Here is a 17450-nt window from a genome sequence, read left to right as displayed (position 1 = left end):
TTTTTACGTGGAATATTTTTTCCAATAAACTTTGGCACAGGCGTTCCAGAGGCAGTGCATCGTTTCAGCACCCTTCACACTGACCGCAAGCTCAAGATTTTATTCCGGCCTACCCTGTAGACTGCGCACAGCCAACCTATTGTCAGGGGATGACGCCATCTGTCCTCCCTATAAGAACAAGCCAGAAGGATTCCTTATGACCCGCACCGATCAGCCGGCGACGACCGAGAGCACGCCCGACAGCGATCTCGCCAGCCCCCCGATCAATGCCGAACGTCTGCTGCAGCTGATCACCAACGAATACGAAAGCCTGCCGCGCCAGCTCAAACGTATCGCCAGTTACATGAGCCAGCAGAGCGACCGGATCATGGTCGACCGCATCAGCGACATCGCCCGCGAGTGCGAAGTACACCCGTCGGCGATCGTGCGGTTTTCTCAGCGCTTCGGGTTCAGCGGCTTCAGCGAAATGCAGGCGCTGTTCCGCGAGGCCTACACCCACAAGACCACGCCGGTGCAGAACTACCAGCAGCGCATTCGCAGCATGATCGCCAACAAGTCGCAGAAGGCCAGCGGCGGCGATCTGGCGCGCGAGTGCATCGATGCGACCCTGTCGGGCATCGAACGGCTGGGGCTGGAACTCGATGACCAGGCCTTCGACAAGGCCGTCGACCTGGTGGTGAATGCCGACAACATCTACGTGGTCGGGGTGCGCCGTTCGTTCGCGGTGGCCGACTACCTGGTCTACAACCTGCAACACACCAACAAGCGCATCCATCTGGTTTCGGGGCTCGGCGGCAGCTACCGCGAGCAGATGCGCAGCGTGCGCGCCAATGACCTGGTGATCGCCATCAGCTTCACGCCCTACGGCAAGGAAACCCAGCACTGCCTGCGCATCGCCCAGCACCATCAGGCCAAAACCCTGATCATCACCGACAGCAACCTCTCGCCTCTGGCAAAACGCGCCAACACCGTGCTGCTGGTCAACGAAGGCAGTTCGTTTGCCTTCCGTTCGTTGAGTGCGACGCTGTGCCTGTGCCAGGCGCTGTTTATCGCCGTGGCGTATCGGCTGGAATTGAAGGTCGATGAGATTCACGAGCAGGTCGGCTTCGAAGATTAGCGCCCACGCCGTTTGCAGCTCGCTGAAGCTAAACTAAGGTTGTCCATCCCGAAATGGACATCTGAAGGAGCGGTTCAATGAAGCTGATCGGCATGCTGGATTCACCCTATGTGCGGCGCGTCGCCATCTCTGCCAAACGCCTTGGCATCCCGCTGGAACACCAGTCGGTTTCGGTGTTTCGGCATTTCGAGCAATTCCAGCAGATCAACCCGGTGGTCAAGGCGCCCACCCTGGTGCTCGACGACGGCGAGGTGCTGATCGACTCGACGCTGATCATCGATTATCTGGAAGCCTTGGCCGGTCCTGGCAACAGCCTGATGCCCAGCGATCTCGCTCAACGCCTGCGCTCATTGCGCCTGATCGGTCTGGGGCTGGCGGCGTGCGAAAAGTCCGTGCAGCTCTACTACGAACGCAACCTGCGGCCAGCGGAGATTCAGTTTGAACCGTGGGTGGAGCGGGTCGAAGGACAATTGGCGGCGGCGTATTCGGCGCTGGAACGGGAGCTGGAAATGCAGCCGCTGAAGACTGACGGGACGATTGCTCAAGACGGAATTACGTTGGCGGTGGCGTGGAGTTTCACCAATCTGGTGGTGCCGGATCAGGTGGATGTGAATCGGTTTCCACAGATCAGTGCGTTTACCGAATATGCCGAGGGGCTTGAGGTGTTTGTGAGTACACCGATCGAATAGATAGATTGAGAGCGCCTAATCTGGCCCCTTCGCGAGCAAGTCGAATCGTCGCACCGCCGCTCCCACAGGAGAACGCGGTCAACTGTGGGAGCGGGCTTGCTCGCGAAGAGGCAGTCACATTCAACATCTAGGTGGCTGCCAGTACGCTCACACAAAAACGCCGCTTCCACCAAAGGCAGAAGCGGCAGAGGCATTGCCCCAGCGTAAGTCAGTGCATGAACAGGGCGATCAGGATGATGATCGGGATCGGTACGCCGAGAAAGAACAGCAGTAGTGAGCGCATGGTAGTTCTCCTGGGTTAGCGAACAGGCAGTGAAGTGGTGGTCACGTAAGCGTCGGATTCCAGATACACCACGGCATCCCGACGACGGCCACCAAAGGTGGCAGCGAGGCTGGCGAAAAACGCACCGATCAGTAGCGCAATGAACATCCACAACGAAGCCCACGCAGCGACTTTGGCGGCGGTGTCGGCGGCTTGTTGGGCGGCGAGTTTGGCGTCGGCCACGGCTTTTTGCGTGCGGGCATACACTTCATCAACGCGACGTTCCGCGTCCGCTTGAGTGAGGTTGGTCCGTTGGGCAACCAGTTGCGCCAGGTAGATGCGGTCTTCGGCAGCCAGTTGACCGTCGTTGCTCAGGCTGCGCACGAAGATGCGCGTCACGGTGCCACGAACGGCGTCATCACTGACCGCCACCGGGCGGTCATCGCGGAACAGACTGTCGACGAAGTAACCGTACGGGTCACCGTCAGTGTTGCCGGCAGCCGCACCGGCAGCTTGAGTCGCGGCACTCGCGGCGCCGCCAACCACGCTCGCCCCGGCCTGCACGCCACCGCTGACAAGGCTGCCGACCGAGCCGACCACCAACGTCGCCGTCACCAGCGTCGCCACGCACCAGGCCAGGAAACCATGGGCGGTGTCACGGAAGTAAACCTCATCACCGTGCATGTACGCCCACTTCACCCGCAGACGACCGGCGATGTAACCGCCAAGCCCGGAAGCGACGATTTGCGTAACGGCCAGCCAGACAATCGTTGAAATGCCCAGGCCCTTGGCGCTCACCCCTTCATTGGCCCACGGCGATACCGCCGAAAAACCCAGGCCAAAGCCGAGCAGCACGAGAATCAACGACAACGCCGCCGCAGCAGCGGCCCCCGCGAAGATCGCTCCCCAGGACACACCAGAGAGCGTGCTCGTTTCTTCGAAGGCAGGATAGAAACCATCAGAGGATCTATTCATTGTTATATCGCTCCAGGCAGGAAGGATGGTGTTACAACTCTTCAACGGAGGAATTGCAGTCACCGTGCCAGTCACCAACTTTAAATAAGACTCTGGATTTCAATGATTTATAAAGTTTGAACTTCCAATGTCCATGCAATTTGCAAGGAACTGTCTGTAGCGGCGGGTTTTATGCATTGACCAGAAACGGTGTTTTAAATGGAAAGATCAAAAGATCGCAGCCTGCGGCAGCTCCTACATTTCGAACGCGATCTTTTCGTTGTACATGAAGTTTTATTTAGAAAGCCTGCCATCATTTCTTGGCAAAATGCCGCTCAACGTTGAGTACTCCTAACCAGGCCCGCCCTATGACCCGCATCTTGACCATCGAAGACGACGCCGTGACCGCCCGGGAAATCGTCGCCGAACTGAGCAGCCACGGCCTCGACGTGGATTGGGTCGACAACGGCCGCGAAGGTCTGGCGCGCGCGGTCAGCGGCAACTACGACCTGATCACCCTTGATCGCATGCTGCCCGAGCTCGATGGTCTGGCGATTGTCACCACGTTGCGGACCATGGGCGTGGCCACACCGATTCTGATGATCAGCGCCCTCTCCGACGTCGATGAGCGTGTGCGCGGCTTGCGCGCGGGCGGTGACGATTACCTGACCAAACCGTTCGCCACCGATGAAATGGCCGCCCGGGTCGAAGTCCTGCTGCGCCGGCAGAACACCGTGACCGCCCAGGCCACCACGTTGCGGGTGGCGGATCTGGAGCTGAACCTGATCAGCCATGAAGCCAGCCGCGACGGCCATTTGCTGACGCTGCTGCCCACCGAGTACAAGTTGCTGGAATTCCTGATGCGCAACACCGGGCAGATTCTGTCGCGGATGATGATTTTCGAAGAGGTCTGGGGTTACCACTTCGACCCCGGCACCAACCTGATCGACGTGCACATCGGCCGGCTGCGCAAAAAGATTGACCCGCCAGGCAATGTCCCACTGATTCGGACCGTGCGAGGCTCGGGTTATGTCATTGCTGAACCCCTCTAACGGCTGGCGTTCATCCAGCAGCCGTCTGCTGGCGCTCTACAGTTCGCTGTTCGTGCTCTGGAGCGGGATTCTCATGGGGGTCATGTACTACGAGGTTTCCGCTTACCTGGACAACCTGGCCAAACACTCGCTGATGCAACGCCAGCATTTGTTTTCGCACTTTCAGGGCGAACAATTGACGGACGCCCTCGCCGTCAGCATGACCTTCGACATTCGCGGCATCGACGCTTATGGCCTGTTCGATACTCAGCACCGCTACCTCAGCGGAGCGCTGCGTCACATGCCCGAAGGCCTGCCGCTGGATGGCAAGATTCACATGCTTGGCGACTGCGCCGATTCTGACGACCCAAGCCTGCCCGCCGACAGTTGCGACGCGGTAGCGACCCAGACAAAGGACGGTCGCTGGCTCGTGCTGGTGCGGGATAATGGTTCGTTGTTTGCCGTGACCCGGATCATTCTTCACGCATTGTTATGGGGTGTGACACTGACCATCTTGCCCGGTATCGCTGGTTGGCACCTGTTGCGACGGCGTCCGTTGCGGCGGATTCGTGCGATTCAGGCCAGCGCCGAGGCCATCGTCGCCGGCGACCTGACCCGTCGCCTGCCATTGTCCAATCGCCGCGATGAGCTGGACATGCTCGCCGCCATCGTCAACGCCATGCTCGAACGTATTGAACGCTTGATGAACGAGGTGAAAGGCGTCTGCGACAACATCGCCCACGACCTGCGCACGCCGTTGACGCGCCTGCGGGCGCAGCTGTACCGGATTCAGCAACAGGCTGATGAGGGTTCGACGCTGGCGGTGCAACTGGACTCAGTGCTCGGTGAAGCGGACACCTTGATGGCGCGCTTTCGAGGGTTGTTGCGGATTTCCGAGCTGGAAGATCGTCAGCGCCGCTCGGGTTTTGTGCAGCTGGATCCGGTGCCGTTGCTGCAAGAGCTGCACGACTTTTATCTGCCGTTGGCGGAAGAAGGCGAACTGGTGTTCAAGCTGCAACTGCCTGACGTCTTGCCGCCACTGAATGGCGACCGCGCGTTGCTATTCGAAGCGGTGGCGAACCTGCTGAGCAACTCGATCAAGTTCACGCCGCCGGATGGCGAGGTGATTTTGCGTGGGATCAATGAAGGGGGACATACGCGGATTGAAGTGCTCGATTCGGGGTCCGGGATTCCGGAGGCAGAGCGGGAGGCAGTGTTCCAGCGCTTTTATCGTGCCGATGGTGGTAATCAGAAAAGCGGGTTCGGGTTGGGGCTGTCGATCGTTGCGGCGATTGTGGGCTTGCATGGGTTTACGCTTGAAGTCGGTACTAGTGAACTCGGCGGTGCGCGGTTAGTACTGGATTGCCAGCAAAGCTTGATTCCCCCCGCTTGATCGTTCCCACGCGCGAGGGAACGATCATGCCAAGCCCACCACCCCCTCTTCATGCATCTGCCGCAACAACACCGCCCCACTTTCCATAAACTCCGGCGACCCAGCCATCCCGGCCTCCACCGCCAATCCTTCCAGTTGCTCACGCCCGTCCAGTTGGGGAAATTCCTCAATCCGCTGCAACAACCGCCAGGCCAACGGGCTCAGTGCGGAAAACTTCACACTCCAGTCCTCAGCCCGACGCACCAGCAGCAATGTCGGCTGAGCCGGCGCTGTCTCCGGTTGATAATCCGGCCCCACCAACTGCACCGGCCAGGCATACGCCAACGGCCAGGCCAGCGGCGAAACCTGCAACGGTCGGTCGAGCAACAACCCGGCATCGCTCAGCGGCAACGGTTCAGCCTCGGACTGCTGCAACGCCATCTCGATCCACTCGTAATGCGCCAGCTCCACCATGAACGGCGGCCACGACCCTTCGGTCAACGCTTGCGGTTCCGAGGCCAGGAACTCGACAAACTCCTTGGCGATCTCGCCGAATTTCGGCGTGTGCGCGCGGTAGTCGCGCAGGAAAATCCGTACCAGTGAACGCCAGTGTTCATCGCCGAGAATCTTGATCAGCACCGGAAAAGTCCCGCTGAGCAATGACGACAGGTTCGCGAAAATCAGGTCGCGGTAAACCTGCGCCCGTGTCACGTCCATCCCGGCCGGTGGCGCGCAATGATCGGGATCGCGCAGGTAAAGGCCCAGGGTGTTTTGCTGCTGAAACAGACTCGGCTTATCCACGGTTCACCCCCTCGGTTTGCAGGCGGCGAATGGTCTGCAATTCGGCCACCAGTTCGGAAAATGCCGGAAAGTTGAAATCCCGTTCCAGCAGTGTTGGCTGCGCGCCGAATCGAGCGTAAGCCTCAGCCAGCAACGACCAGACCACCGGTTTGACCGAAGCGCCGTGGGTGTCGATTTTCAAGGTATCGGACTCATCGAAATGCCCGGCTACGTGCATGGCCACCACCCGGCCCGAATCGATGCTGGCCAGAAAGGTCTGCGGATCGAAACCGTGATTGATCGAGTTGACGTAGACGTTGTTGACGTCCAGCAGCAGGTCGCAATCGGCTTCGCGCAGCACCGCGTTGGTGAAGGTCACCTCGTCCATGTCTTGCTGTGGCGCGGCGTAGTAGGAGACGTTTTCCACCGCCAGGCGCCGACCGAGAATGTCCTGGGCCTGGCGAATTCGTGCGGCGACGTGATGCACCGCATCTTCGGTAAAGGGCAGCGGCAGAAGGTCGTAAAGGTGACCGTCATCGCTGCAGTAGCTCAAGTGTTCGCTGTACAGCGGCACCTTGTAGTGATCGAGGAAAACCCGGACTTCTTGCAGAAACCCGACGTCCAGCGGGGCCGGGCCGCCCAAAGACAGGGACAAGCCATGACAGGACAACGGATAACGCTCGGCCAGGGCACGCAAAGCATGGCCATGAGCGCCGCCGATGCCGATCCAGTTCTCCGGCGCGACTTCCAGAAAATCGAAATCGCCCACGCGGGCGGCTTGAAGGTCTTTCATTAAACCGCGACGCAAACCGAGCCCGACGGTCGCCTTCGCTGATGTGATGGGGGTGTGCATGATGTCGATCTCAATGATTGTCAGCGCGTTACGCCAGGTCGTACTTCTCGCGCACCAGATGGCCAATGCCGATGCGATCCAGCACGGTCATCGGGCACAGGAACGTCACGCGGATGGTGCCCGGCAAGCGGCTGATGTCGATCGAACCGGTGATGGTCGCGCGGTTGAGTACTTCGTCGTACGGCAGACCGGTGACCGAGGCGGCGCGTTTCAAGCCGTTCTCTACCGCGACGTTGAGGTTCTCGCCGCTGCCGATAAAGGTGATCGGCCCGCTCTGCTCGATCTCGTGCTGACCCCAGCGCTCGCCCAGTTCGCGGACTTTCTGCCGCTGCTGGGCATTCATCGGCCGGGCCATGGGCGGCAAGTCGTCAAGGTTTTGCAGCAGAATCGGCCCTTCCAGCGTCAGGTGCTTCACCACTTCCACCACCACTTCGGTTTCCCCGGAGCAATCGGTGGCATGCCCGGCGATCTCGCCGTTGCCCTGCTGGGCGTGCATGTCGCCCATGTACACGCCGGCGCCTGGCACCTTGACCGGGCAGATCAACACGCAGCCCTCGCGGATCGAGTTGGTGTCCATGTGACCGTCAGTCTTGGCCGCGTGCAGTTCTTCGCGGGTCATGCCAAAGCGGTGCGGCGCGCCGATCAGGTATTGGCCGAAATCGGCGCAGTTATGGGAGTCGGGCAAATCACGCGACGGTGTGGTGCCGATGTTGCCGAGGAACGGCCGCATGTGCGCCGCGACGCCGGGGATGTCGGCGCGCGCCAGGGACAGGATCGAATGTTGCGCGGCGAATTCCGGCAGCGCCGACATCTCGGCTGCGTTACCGGCCAGTTGATTGGCGACGTCCTGATTGACGGTCAGGCTGACCTGGTTCTGCGCATCGAACACGATCACGTAGCCGTGGCTGAAACGGAATGCACTGACTTCGGCGCCACAGGTGTTACAGCGAATCGCGTCTTCGCCGATGCCTTCGACATGGCTGGCCGGGTGTTCGGTGCCGCACTTGGCGCAGAATTTGGAGACGAACGGATCGCCGTGGTAGCGACCTTCAACGAATTTCATCACCCCGGACGAGGTGGCAAGTGAGGTGACGCGCATGCTTTTGATCTTGATCGCCACCGCGTCGCCGATTTCCGCACCGGCGATGGCCACCGGTTGCGTCACTTCGTGGCCACCCTCGAAGGCCGGCGTGATCATCGGCCCCCAGCAGCCCGGCGGTGTACCGGTGATCAGGGTGCCGCCGTCGGCCAGTGGCCCGAGCATCGGCTGGCTTGGGCCGATGATGCCGCTGGTGTATTGGTCGACGCGCAGGCGATTGACGGGGGTGGGTTTCAGGTCGGTTTCAGGCAGGAGCGTGGTCATTGTTGTCCCCTTCACGGTGTATAGGGTGCCAAATGGCCTACGCAGTTCATCGCAGGTTTGTATCTCGCCTGTGTTCGGCAGTGGCCCTGAGTTAGCGGGCTGTGTATCGGGAGGCCAGTTAGATACAGTGAAATACACGCCACAAATCCCTTGTGGGAGCGGGCTTGCTCGCGAAGGCGGTGTGTCAGGCAACATCATTGTCGACTGGAGGTCCGCCTTCGCGAGCAAGCCCGCTCCCACAGGGGTCCAGTGTCAGTCAGGGAAATATAACTTTCGTCGCTCAAGGCAGCGGTGCACGGACCCCGGACTAAACTTAGTGCACGCAGGGCGTGCTTATCGTCCTGTTCATTCCCACGACCACCGTCCAGAGGTGAACGCCTCGAAAAACAAGGCCTCTGGACGGTGATCCTGCTGAAGGAGCAAACGTGATGGACGAGGCCAGACTCAATGATTTCATGGGCAAACTGGTGAACGACATGGGCGGCGCGGCGATGCTCGCCAACGTCATCCTCGGCGAAGAGCTCGGACTGTACCGGGCCATGGCCGACAGTCAGCCAGTCACCCCGGAAGCCCTCGCTGAAAAAACCGGCTGCAACCCTCGCCTGATACGCGAATGGCTCAGCGCCCACGCCGCTTCCGGTTACATGGAACACCGCGACGGCCAGTTCCGTCTGCCCGAAGAGCAGGCCATGGCATTGGCGATCGAAGACTCACCGGTCTATATCGCGGGTGGCATCGGGGTGGTCGCATCGTTTTTCCATGACAAGGACAAACTGGTCAACGCCATGCGCGGCGACGGTGCCCTCGCCTGGGGCGATCACCATCCGTGCATGTTCAGCGGCACGGAGCGGTTCTTCCGGCCAGGTTATAAAGCGCATCTGGTCGCTGAATGGCTGCCGGCGCTCGAAGGCGTGGTCGCCAAACTGGAGGCTGGCGCCAAAGTGGCGGATATCGGCTGCGGCCACGGCGCATCCACCGTGATCATGGCCCAGTCGTTTCCGGATTCGCGGTTCGTCGGTTTCGACTACCACGCGCCCTCCGTCACCGTCGCCACCCAGCGCGCCGAAGAAGGTGGCGTGGCCGGGCGTGCGCGATTCTTCCAGGGCACGGCAAAAAGCTTCCCCGGCGATGACTATGATCTGGTTTGCTACTTCGACTGCCTGCATGACATGGGCGATCCGGTGGGCGCGGCGCGGCACGCTTATGAAGCGCTAAAACCGGACGGCACGGTGCTGCTGGTAGAACCGTTCGCCAATGACTCGCTCGACGACAACGTCAACCCGGTTGGCCGCTTGTTCTACGCCGCTTCGACCTTCATCTGCACCCCGAACTCGCTGTCCCAGGAAGTCGGCCTCGGACTCGGCGCCCAGGCTGGCGAGGCGCGGCTGCGCAAGGTCTTCACCGAGGCGGGGTTCAAAACGTTCCGGCGGGCTACGGAAACACCGTTCAACCTGATTCTGGAGGCGCGTAAGTAAATTATTGCTGACCGCTGACGGGTGACTGCTTACTGTAGGAGCTGCCGCAGGCTGCGATCTTTTGATCTTGATTTGACGATGCTCAAATTGCTGAAGATCAAAAGATCGCAGCCTGCGGCAGCTCCTACAGGTCCACCGGAGTGTTGAACATGCTCGACAGCCTCATCCGCGAACAGCTCGACCACCTTCAGCAGTTAATGGCTGACCAGCCGTTTGTGGTCCTGACCGGCGCCGGCATCAGCACCCCGTCGGGCATTCCGGATTACCGCGACAACCAGGGCGTGCGGCGTGGCCGACAACCGATGATGTATCAGGAATTCCTCTCCGCCCCCGAATCCCGGCGTCGCTATTGGGCGCGGGCGATGCTCGGTTGGCCGCGGGTGCGCCAGGCTCAGCCGAACGTGGCCCACGAGGCCTTGGCCCGTTTGCAAAGTTCGCAGCAGATCAGCGGCCTGATCACTCAAAACGTCGACACCCTGCACGACCAGGCCGGCAGCCATGACGTCATCGAACTTCACGGCAGCCTGCACCGGGTGTTGTGCCTGGACTGCGGGACGCGTAGCGAACGGGATTCGATCCAGCAATTGATGGAGGCGCAGAATCCGTATCTGGCAGGCGTGGATGCGGTGCAAGCCCCGGACGGTGACACGCTGCTGGATGCGGCGTTTGAGGCGCGGTTTCAGGTGCCGCATTGCCCGCACTGCGCGGGTGAACGGATGAAGCCGGACGTGGTGTTTTTTGGCGAGAACGTGGCGCAGGTGACGGCGGCCAGGGCGATGGCGGCGGTCGAAAAGGCTGCGGGGTTGCTGGTGGTCGGGTCTTCGTTGATGGCGTATTCGGCGTTTCGGTTGTGTCGGGCGGTGGCGGATCAGGGGAAACCGTTGATTGCGATTAATTTGGGGAAGACTCGGGCGGATGACCTTCTTGATTTGAAGATTGAGGGGTCTTGTGAACGGCTTTTGCCGGAATTGGCGCAGAGGCTGGATCGATGATGTCTTGAGCTCGGAGTTCGACTTTATATCCACCCCTCACCCCAGCCCTCTCCCCACGGGGTAGAGGGGGAAAGGGGGCAGATCTCCAGTGCTTTCAAGTCCTGAGTTCGACTCAGTATCTCAGGTCGATGTAACTCCCGAGAACACCTCGGTCAGTCCCCTCGCCCCTCGGGGAGAGGGTTAGGGGGTGGTTCTCTCAGAATGTCGAACAACGCCTGAGCCGCAGCCGACAGTTCCACCCCTGGCTTCGTCAGCACCCCAATCGCCCGCTCCACCACCGGATCACGCAAGGTAATGCACCGCGCCCCCAGTTCCAGCATCTGCCCAACACACAACGCCGGCACTGCACTCACCCCCAATCCACTCGCCACCATCCGCCCAACCGTCGCCAACTGATGACTTTCAAACTCCACCGGCAATTTCATCCCACGCGCCTGCAAGTGTTCTTCAAGCATCACCCTAACCGTCGACGGACGCTGCAAGGTGATGAACGGTTCCTTGAGCAAGGTTTGCCAATCGATGTCTTCCCGTTCGGCAAAAGGAGAATCTTTCGGCACTACGGCAACGAAACGGTCCATGTACAACGGCGTGAATGCCAGTGAAGAACTCTGATTCGGTTCAAACGCCACCCCCAGCTCAACCTGCCGATCGCGCACCATTTCCAGCACCTGCTCGTTGATCACGTCATTCACCGTGACGTTGACCTTGGGATAGCGCGCGCGGAAGGTTTTCAGGATCGGCGGCAGCAGGTTGCCGGCAAATGAGGGCATCGCCGCCAGCGTCACGCGACCGCGCTGGAGGGTGAAGCGTTGGCGCAGCTCATCCTCGGCGTTATCCCAGTCAGCAATCAGGCGACGCGCCAGTGGCACCAGTGATTCTCCCTCCGCGGTCAGCGCCACATTGCGCGTATTGCGGGTGAACAGACGTCCGCCCAGCCCCTCCTCCAGCGCCTTGATGGTCAGGCTCAAGGCCGATTGCGACAGGTGCAACCGCTCGCAGGCCACGGCAAAACTCAAACTCTGGGCCACGGCCAAAAATGCCCTGATCTGCTTGACTGTCATGAGCACTGGCTCCAACGTAGTACGGATGATCGATTGGTGAGTTTTATCTATCAATCAACCTTAAAAATCAACTTAACAAATGAATACTACGGCGAGACACTCCATCCCCATACGGCTAGCCAGCCGCCCACAAAGAATAAAAGAGGTGCATATGGCAGGTTTCGACAAGCGCGTGAGTTCCTACGAGGAAGCTCTGGCAGGTCTTGAAGACGGCATGACCGTGATCGCCGGCGGCTTCGGTCTGTGCGGGATCCCGGAAAACCTCATCGCCGAGATCAAGCGCAAAGGCACACGTGACCTCACCGTGGTTTCCAACAACTGCGGCGTCGACGGTTTCGGCCTCGGCGTGCTGCTGGAAGACCGGCAGATCCGCAAGGTGGTGGCGTCCTACGTCGGCGAGAACAAAATGTTCGAGGAGCAACTGCTCAGCGGTGCCATCGAAGTGGTCCTGACCCCTCAAGGCACCCTCGCCGAAAAAATGCGCGCAGGCGGCGCCGGCATTCCCGCTTTCTTCACCGCCACCGGCGTCGGCACTCCGGTTGCCGACGGCAAGGAAGTCCGCGAATTCCATGGCCGCCAGTACCTGATGGAAGAGTCCATCACCGGTGACTTCGCCATCGTCAAAGGCTGGAAAGCCGACCATTTCGGCAACGTCATCTACCGCCACACCGCCCAGAACTTCAACCCGCTGGCCGCCACTGCCGGCAAGATCACCGTGGTCGAAGTCGAAGAAATCGTCGAACCCGGCGAGCTGGACCCGGCGCAGATCCACACCCCTGGCATCTACGTCGACCGGGTCATTTGCGGCACGTTCGAGAAGCGCATCGAACAGCGCACCGTGCGTAAGTGATCCCCTGCCCCCGGACCGAATGAAGGAATAACAACAATGGCACTTTCCCGCGAACAAATGGCTCAACGCGTCGCCCGCGAAATGCAGGACGGCTTCTACGTGAACCTGGGTATCGGCATTCCGACCCTGGTCGCCAACTACATTCCTGAAGGCATGGAAGTCATGCTGCAGTCGGAAAACGGCCTGCTCGGCATGGGCCCCTTTCCTACTGAAGAAACCATCGATGCCGACATGATCAACGCCGGCAAACAAACCGTGACCGCGCGTATCGGCGCGTCGATCTTTTCCTCGGCCGAGTCCTTCGCGATGATCCGCGGTGGTCATGTCGACCTGACCGTGCTGGGCGCCTTTGAAGTCGACGTGCAAGGCAACATCGCCTCGTGGATGATTCCCGGCAAACTGGTCAAGGGCATGGGCGGCGCCATGGACCTGGTGGCCGGTGCAGACAACATCATCGTCATCATGACCCACGCGTCCAAGGACGGTGAGTCCAAGCTCCTGTCCAAATGCAGCCTGCCGCTGACCGGTGCCGGTTGCATCAAACGCGTGCTGACCGACCTGGCTTACCTGGAAATCGAAAATGGCGCGTTCATTCTCAAGGAACGCGCACCGGGCGTCAGCGTCGAGGAGATTGTCGCCAAGACCGCCGGTAAACTGATCGTGCCGGATCACGTTCCGGAAATGCAGTTCGCTGCCCAGTGAGGAATCATTCCATGCAAGAAGTCGTCATTGTCGCCGCCACCCGCACCGCCATCGGTAGTTTCCAGGGAGCCCTGGCCAACGTGTCCGCAGTTGACCTCGGCGCTGCGGTGATCCGTCAGTTGCTGGCGCAAACCGGCTTGGACGTTGCTGAAGTCGATGAAGTGATCATGGGCCAGGTGTTGACCGCCGGTGCCGGGCAAAACCCTGCGCGCCAGTCCGCGATCAAGGCCGGCCTGCCCTTCACCGTGCCTGCGATGACCCTGAACAAGGTCTGCGGCTCGGGCCTCAAAGCGTTGCATCTGGCCACTCAAGCGATTCGCTGCGGCGATGCCGACGTGATCATTGCCGGCGGCCAGGAAAACATGAGCCTGTCCAATTACGTCATGCCCGGTGCGCGCACCGGTCTGCGCATGGGTCACGCACAAATCGTCGACACCATGATCAGCGACGGCCTGTGGGATGCGTTCAACGATTACCACATGGGCATCACTGCCGAGAACCTGGCTGAAAAATACAGCCTGACTCGCGAGCAACAAGACGCCTTCGCCGCGGCTTCGCAACAGAAAGCCACGGCCGCCATCGAAGCCGGGCGTTTTGTCGATGAAATCACGCCGATCCTGATTCCTCAGCGCAAGGGTGATCCGCTGTCCTTCGCCACCGATGAGCAACCACGCGCCGGCACCACCGCCGAAGCACTGGGCAAACTGAAACCGGCCTTCAAGAAGGACGGTTCGGTGACCGCCGGTAACGCCTCGTCGCTGAACGACGGCGCCGCCGCCGTAATCCTGATGAGCGCGGAAAAGGCCAAGGCTCTTGGCCTGCCCGTGCTGGCGAAAATCGCCGCTTACGCCAATGCTGGCGTTGACCCGGCGATCATGGGCATCGGCCCGGTGTCGGCCACTCGCCGCTGCCTGGGCAAGGCCGGCTGGTCCATCGACCAACTGGACCTGATCGAAGCCAACGAAGCCTTCGCCGCACAATCTCTGGCGGTGGCCAAGGACCTGGAATGGGACCTGAACAAGGTCAACGTCAACGGCGGCGCTATCGCCCTGGGCCACCCGATCGGTGCGTCGGGTTGCCGAGTACTGGTGACGCTGCTGCATGAAATGATCAAGCGTGACGCCAAGAAAGGCCTCGCCACCCTGTGCATCGGTGGTGGTCAGGGCGTGGCACTGGCGATCGAACGGGCGTAAAGCGTTCAACAGACGGCGCGGGGACCCACGAATATCCGTTCGCCGCCTGGCAAAACACCCGGTGCCTTGTGGCGAGGGGGCTTGCCCCCGTTGGGTTGCGCAGCAACCCCAAAATCCCGGCAATTGTCGAAGATTTTTGGGGAGCGCTGCGCACTCCAACGGGGGCAAGCCCCCTCGCCACAGGTGGTCGGCGTCTACATGAGCTGACTGACATCAGATGCACCGGGTTCTTTTTTCGTGTTGTCAGGCAAATTTCACCAGATTCAGCACCGGCAGCGGCCCGCCTGGAAACTGCACCAGCCGCGCCCCGATGCTCAATTCCCCAAGATCAATCCCGAAGAAGCCCAGCTGTTCGATCAGCGCCGCCACTTGAGCTTTCGCATCGGCATCATCACCCGAGAGAAACAGCACCCGCTGTCCGCCCTCCGCCGCCGGATCGCTTTCCAGATAACGCGCCTGAAGGTGATTGAACGCCTTCACCACCCGCGCACCGGGCACCCATTCGGCAAACACTTCACTGGACATGCGCCCCTGCAAATCCACCGCCTTGAACGACGGTGCCTCGATTGAGTTGTTGGCATCGATGACAATCCGTCCGCCAAAATCCGGCAGGCCGGCGAGCGCAGTCGGCAACTTCGACCAGTTGACCGCGACCAAAACGATGGCTTGTGCGGCGGCCTCCTCGCGGGTTCCGGCACGCGCCGTTGGCCCGAGTTCTTCCACCAGCGAAGCCAGGCTTTGCGGGCCACGGCTGTTGGCGATCACCACTTCAATGCCTTGACGCGACAGTGCTCTGGCAAAAGCTGCGCCTATTGCGCCGGCGCCGATGATTCCGATAGTGCTCATGGTTGTTCACTCCGAGGGTTGTCGTTGGGGTGAATACTGCGCTTGCCATTAGCACTTGATTAGCGGGTAATGTTTTGAATGATTTTCAAGCATGACTAGCAGGTACCTGCCATGGAAACCCTCGCCAACCTCGAATCCTTCGTCCGCAGCGCCGAGACCGGCAGTTTTTCCGCCGCCGCACGGGTACTCGCGCTGACCCCTGCGGCTGTCAGCCGCAACGTGGCGATGCTCGAACGCAACATCGGCGTGCGCCTGTTCCAGCGCTCGACCCGCAAGCTGTCCCTGACCGAAGCCGGGGAACGCTTTCTGACGAGTATCGGCGGCAATCTGGAAGCGCTGCAGACAGCGATCAGCGCGGTAAGCAGCGACCAAGGCGAGCCGGCGGGCGTGCTCAAGGTCAGTCTGGCGCCGACATTTGGCATCGGTCATGTCTTGCCGCTGCTACCGGCGTTCCTGGCGCGATACCCGCTGATTCGCCCGGAATGGCACTTCGAAAACCGCCCTGTGGATTTGATTGCCGAAGGGTATGACGCGGCCATTGGCGGCGGATTCAAATTGACGCCCGGGGTGGTGTCGCGGACGTTGGCGGCGGCGGATGTGGTGGCGGTCGCCTCCCCCGCCTACCTCGCAGGACGCAGCCTGCCCGACAGTCCGGCAGACCTGTCCGGACACACCGGCATTGTGATGCGCGGCACCCGTACCGGGCGGATTCGCCAATGGCTGATGCACGATGGCGCGGGCAACGAAGCACCGGCCAATCTGAATGAAATTATTGTGCTCAATGACCCGGCCGCCATGCGCGAAGCGGCGATACTCGGCCTGGGCGTGACGCTGCTGGTGTTGCCGGATGTGCTGGCGAATATCCAGCGTGGCGAACTGGTGCGCCTGCTGCCCGATTGGCACGCCGACGCGGGGCCCATTTCGCTGTATTACCCGAGCCGGACGTTGATGCCGGCCAAGACCCGGGTGTTTATTGATTTTGTGGTCGAGGCGTTTAAGCACAACTGATATTTGTATACAAAATCACGACCTCTATAGAGCAATCACTCCCCCGCAATGCTAACGTTGCCGCCTCACTCAGGTCGGAGGTGCGTGCGTGCTGTTACTCAAACTGCTGGTCATCCCAGGATTTCTCTTGCTGATTTCCCTGGCCGGGAAACGCTGGGGACCAAGCGTCGCCGGTTGGCTGTCGGGATTGCCGGTGGTGGTCGGGCCGATTCTGTTCTTTCTCGCCATCGAACAAGGCCAGGTGTTCGCCGCTCAATCGGCGACGGCAGCGCTTTCAGCGATGTTCGCGATGATTGCCTTTTGCGTGACCTACGCTCAGGTTGCACAACGCGCGAAGTGGCCGTGGGCGCTGGTGATTTCGCTGTTGGTCTGGGCCACGGCGGCCGTTGTGCTGTCGTTGATTCCCCCGTCCCTGGCACTCTCGGTGATCGCCGCCGCGACTGCACTGCTGGCGGCGCCGTATCTGTTTCCCTCGGTACAGCCGATTGTTTCGGGCCCGGCGCCGAAGTCCGACAAATTGCTGTTGCGCATGATTGCCGGCGCCCTGCTGACCCTCGCTGTCACGTTGTTGGCCAGCACCGTTGGCGAACGCTGGAGCGGCCTGCTCGCGGTGTTCCCGGTGCTGGGCAGCGTGATGGCGGTGTTCTCCCAGCAAACCCGCGGGCCGGCCTTTACCGCCGCATTGTTGCGGGCCACCGCTACCGGCATGTATTCGTTCGCCGCGTTTTGCCTGGTGTTGGCGCTGGCCTTGCCAGGCATGGGTTTGAGCGCATTCGCCCTGGGCGTCGCGGTGTCAGTGGGTATGCTCGGGGTGACCAAGCGTTTGTTGGCCAAGCCGGCGAGCCCGGTACCGGACGCTGGACGTACGGCGATCAAACGCTAAAGTGTCGATAACACGTTCG

17 protein-coding genes are annotated in these 17450 nt (G+C 60.7%); 11 read left to right on the top strand and 6 right to left on the bottom strand.

Annotated elements, in window-relative coordinates:
• The first annotated feature begins 196 nt into the window (after window positions 1-196).
• Window positions 197-1117 carry a MurR/RpiR family transcriptional regulator gene (locus tag ACSQ87_RS11655; protein WP_046049576.1) on the top strand — a complete coding sequence of 307 codons (921 nt, stop codon included), beginning with the start codon at window positions 197-199 and terminating at the stop codon, window positions 1115-1117.
• A gap of 77 nt (window positions 1118-1194) precedes the next feature.
• Window positions 1195-1806 (top strand): glutathione S-transferase, encoded by a 612-nt coding sequence (locus tag ACSQ87_RS11650; RefSeq protein WP_223433654.1) that lies wholly within the window; start codon window positions 1195-1197, stop codon window positions 1804-1806.
• A gap of 298 nt (window positions 1807-2104) precedes the next feature.
• Here ACSQ87_RS11650 and ACSQ87_RS11645 read toward each other — a convergent pair whose 3' ends face one another.
• On the bottom strand, window positions 2105-3043 hold the full coding sequence (locus ACSQ87_RS11645; protein ID WP_223433655.1) for a hypothetical protein: 939 nt from the start codon (window positions 3041-3043) through the stop codon (window positions 2105-2107).
• A 347-nt stretch (window positions 3044-3390) separates the two neighbouring features.
• On the opposite strand from ACSQ87_RS11645, the gene ACSQ87_RS11640 reads away from it, so the two are divergent.
• Both ACSQ87_RS11640 and ACSQ87_RS11635 read left to right on the top strand, forming a co-directional pair.
• Window positions 3391-4074 carry a response regulator transcription factor gene (locus ACSQ87_RS11640; protein ID WP_223433656.1) on the top strand — a complete coding sequence of 228 codons (684 nt, stop codon included), beginning with the start codon at window positions 3391-3393 and terminating at the stop codon, window positions 4072-4074.
• The gene (locus tag ACSQ87_RS11635) at window positions 4052-5446 is read left to right on the top strand and encodes a sensor histidine kinase (RefSeq protein ID WP_223433657.1); all 1395 of its coding nucleotides are present in this window, start codon (window positions 4052-4054) and stop codon (window positions 5444-5446) included. Before ACSQ87_RS11640 ends, ACSQ87_RS11635 begins: the two co-directional genes overlap by 23 nt.
• Before the next feature lie 24 nt (window positions 5447-5470).
• Here the strand turns inward: ACSQ87_RS11635 and ACSQ87_RS11630 are convergent, their stop codons facing one another.
• Genes ACSQ87_RS11630 through ACSQ87_RS11620 form a run of 3 tightly spaced genes read right to left on the bottom strand, consistent with a single transcriptional unit; the run spans window position 5471 to window position 8421 of the window.
• Window positions 5471-6226, bottom strand: a complete 756-nt coding sequence (locus ACSQ87_RS11630; RefSeq protein WP_223433658.1) for an HvfC family RiPP maturation protein — start codon at window positions 6224-6226, stop codon at window positions 5471-5473.
• The gene (locus ACSQ87_RS11625; protein WP_223433659.1) at window positions 6219-7058 is read right to left on the bottom strand and encodes an HvfB family MNIO-type RiPP peptide maturase; all 840 of its coding nucleotides are present in this window, start codon (window positions 7056-7058) and stop codon (window positions 6219-6221) included. The genes ACSQ87_RS11630 and ACSQ87_RS11625 overlap by 8 nt, the downstream gene beginning before the upstream one ends.
• Window positions 7059-7086: 28 nt before the next feature.
• A complete protein-coding gene (locus ACSQ87_RS11620; RefSeq protein WP_223433660.1) occupies window positions 7087-8421 on the bottom strand; it encodes an acetamidase/formamidase family protein in 1335 nt (444 codons plus the stop codon).
• Between the two features lie 428 nt (window positions 8422-8849).
• Between ACSQ87_RS11620 and ACSQ87_RS11615 the strand changes: the two genes are divergently transcribed.
• Window positions 8850-9896, top strand: coding sequence for a class I SAM-dependent methyltransferase (locus ACSQ87_RS11615; RefSeq protein ID WP_223433477.1), 1047 nt, complete (start codon window positions 8850-8852; stop codon window positions 9894-9896).
• Between the two features lie 149 nt (window positions 9897-10045).
• A complete protein-coding gene (locus ACSQ87_RS11610) occupies window positions 10046-10888 on the top strand; it encodes an NAD-dependent protein deacetylase (RefSeq protein WP_223433478.1) in 843 nt (280 codons plus the stop codon).
• Window positions 10889-11040: 152 nt separating this feature from the next.
• Here the strand turns inward: ACSQ87_RS11610 and ACSQ87_RS11605 are convergent, their stop codons facing one another.
• Entirely contained in the window at window positions 11041-11949 is a 909-nt protein-coding gene (locus ACSQ87_RS11605; RefSeq protein ID WP_223433479.1) for a LysR family transcriptional regulator, read from the bottom strand.
• A 151-nt stretch (window positions 11950-12100) separates the two neighbouring features.
• On the opposite strand from ACSQ87_RS11605, the gene ACSQ87_RS11600 reads away from it, so the two are divergent.
• From ACSQ87_RS11600 to ACSQ87_RS11590, 3 genes are read left to right on the top strand one after another with little or no spacing between them, the layout of a single operon-like run.
• Window positions 12101-12799, top strand: a complete 699-nt coding sequence (locus ACSQ87_RS11600) for a CoA transferase subunit A (protein WP_223433480.1) — start codon at window positions 12101-12103, stop codon at window positions 12797-12799.
• A gap of 36 nt (window positions 12800-12835) precedes the next feature.
• On the top strand, window positions 12836-13501 hold the full coding sequence (locus ACSQ87_RS11595) for a CoA transferase subunit B (protein WP_010455523.1): 666 nt from the start codon (window positions 12836-12838) through the stop codon (window positions 13499-13501).
• 11 nt (window positions 13502-13512) lie between these two features.
• The gene (locus ACSQ87_RS11590; RefSeq protein ID WP_223433481.1) at window positions 13513-14694 is read left to right on the top strand and encodes an acetyl-CoA C-acetyltransferase; all 1182 of its coding nucleotides are present in this window, start codon (window positions 13513-13515) and stop codon (window positions 14692-14694) included.
• A gap of 243 nt (window positions 14695-14937) precedes the next feature.
• Here ACSQ87_RS11590 and ACSQ87_RS11585 read toward each other — a convergent pair whose 3' ends face one another.
• Window positions 14938-15540: an NADPH-dependent F420 reductase gene (locus ACSQ87_RS11585; RefSeq protein ID WP_223433482.1), complete on the bottom strand. Its 603-nt coding sequence runs from the start codon at window positions 15538-15540 to the stop codon at window positions 14938-14940.
• A gap of 111 nt (window positions 15541-15651) precedes the next feature.
• On the opposite strand from ACSQ87_RS11585, the gene ACSQ87_RS11580 reads away from it, so the two are divergent.
• Both ACSQ87_RS11580 and ACSQ87_RS11575 read left to right on the top strand, forming a co-directional pair.
• Complete coding sequence (locus ACSQ87_RS11580; RefSeq protein WP_223433483.1) at window positions 15652-16548, top strand: LysR family transcriptional regulator; 897 nt, start codon at window positions 15652-15654, stop codon at window positions 16546-16548.
• Between the two features lie 88 nt (window positions 16549-16636).
• Window positions 16637-17431: a hypothetical protein gene (locus ACSQ87_RS11575; RefSeq protein WP_223433484.1), complete on the top strand. Its 795-nt coding sequence runs from the start codon at window positions 16637-16639 to the stop codon at window positions 17429-17431.
• The last annotated feature ends 19 nt before the right edge of the window (window positions 17432-17450 follow it).

This window comes from Pseudomonas sp. LjRoot277 (assembly GCF_964253845.1).
GTDB lineage: Bacteria > Pseudomonadota > Gammaproteobacteria > Pseudomonadales > Pseudomonadaceae > Aquipseudomonas.
This window is presented reverse-complemented; position numbering and strand designations above follow the sequence as displayed.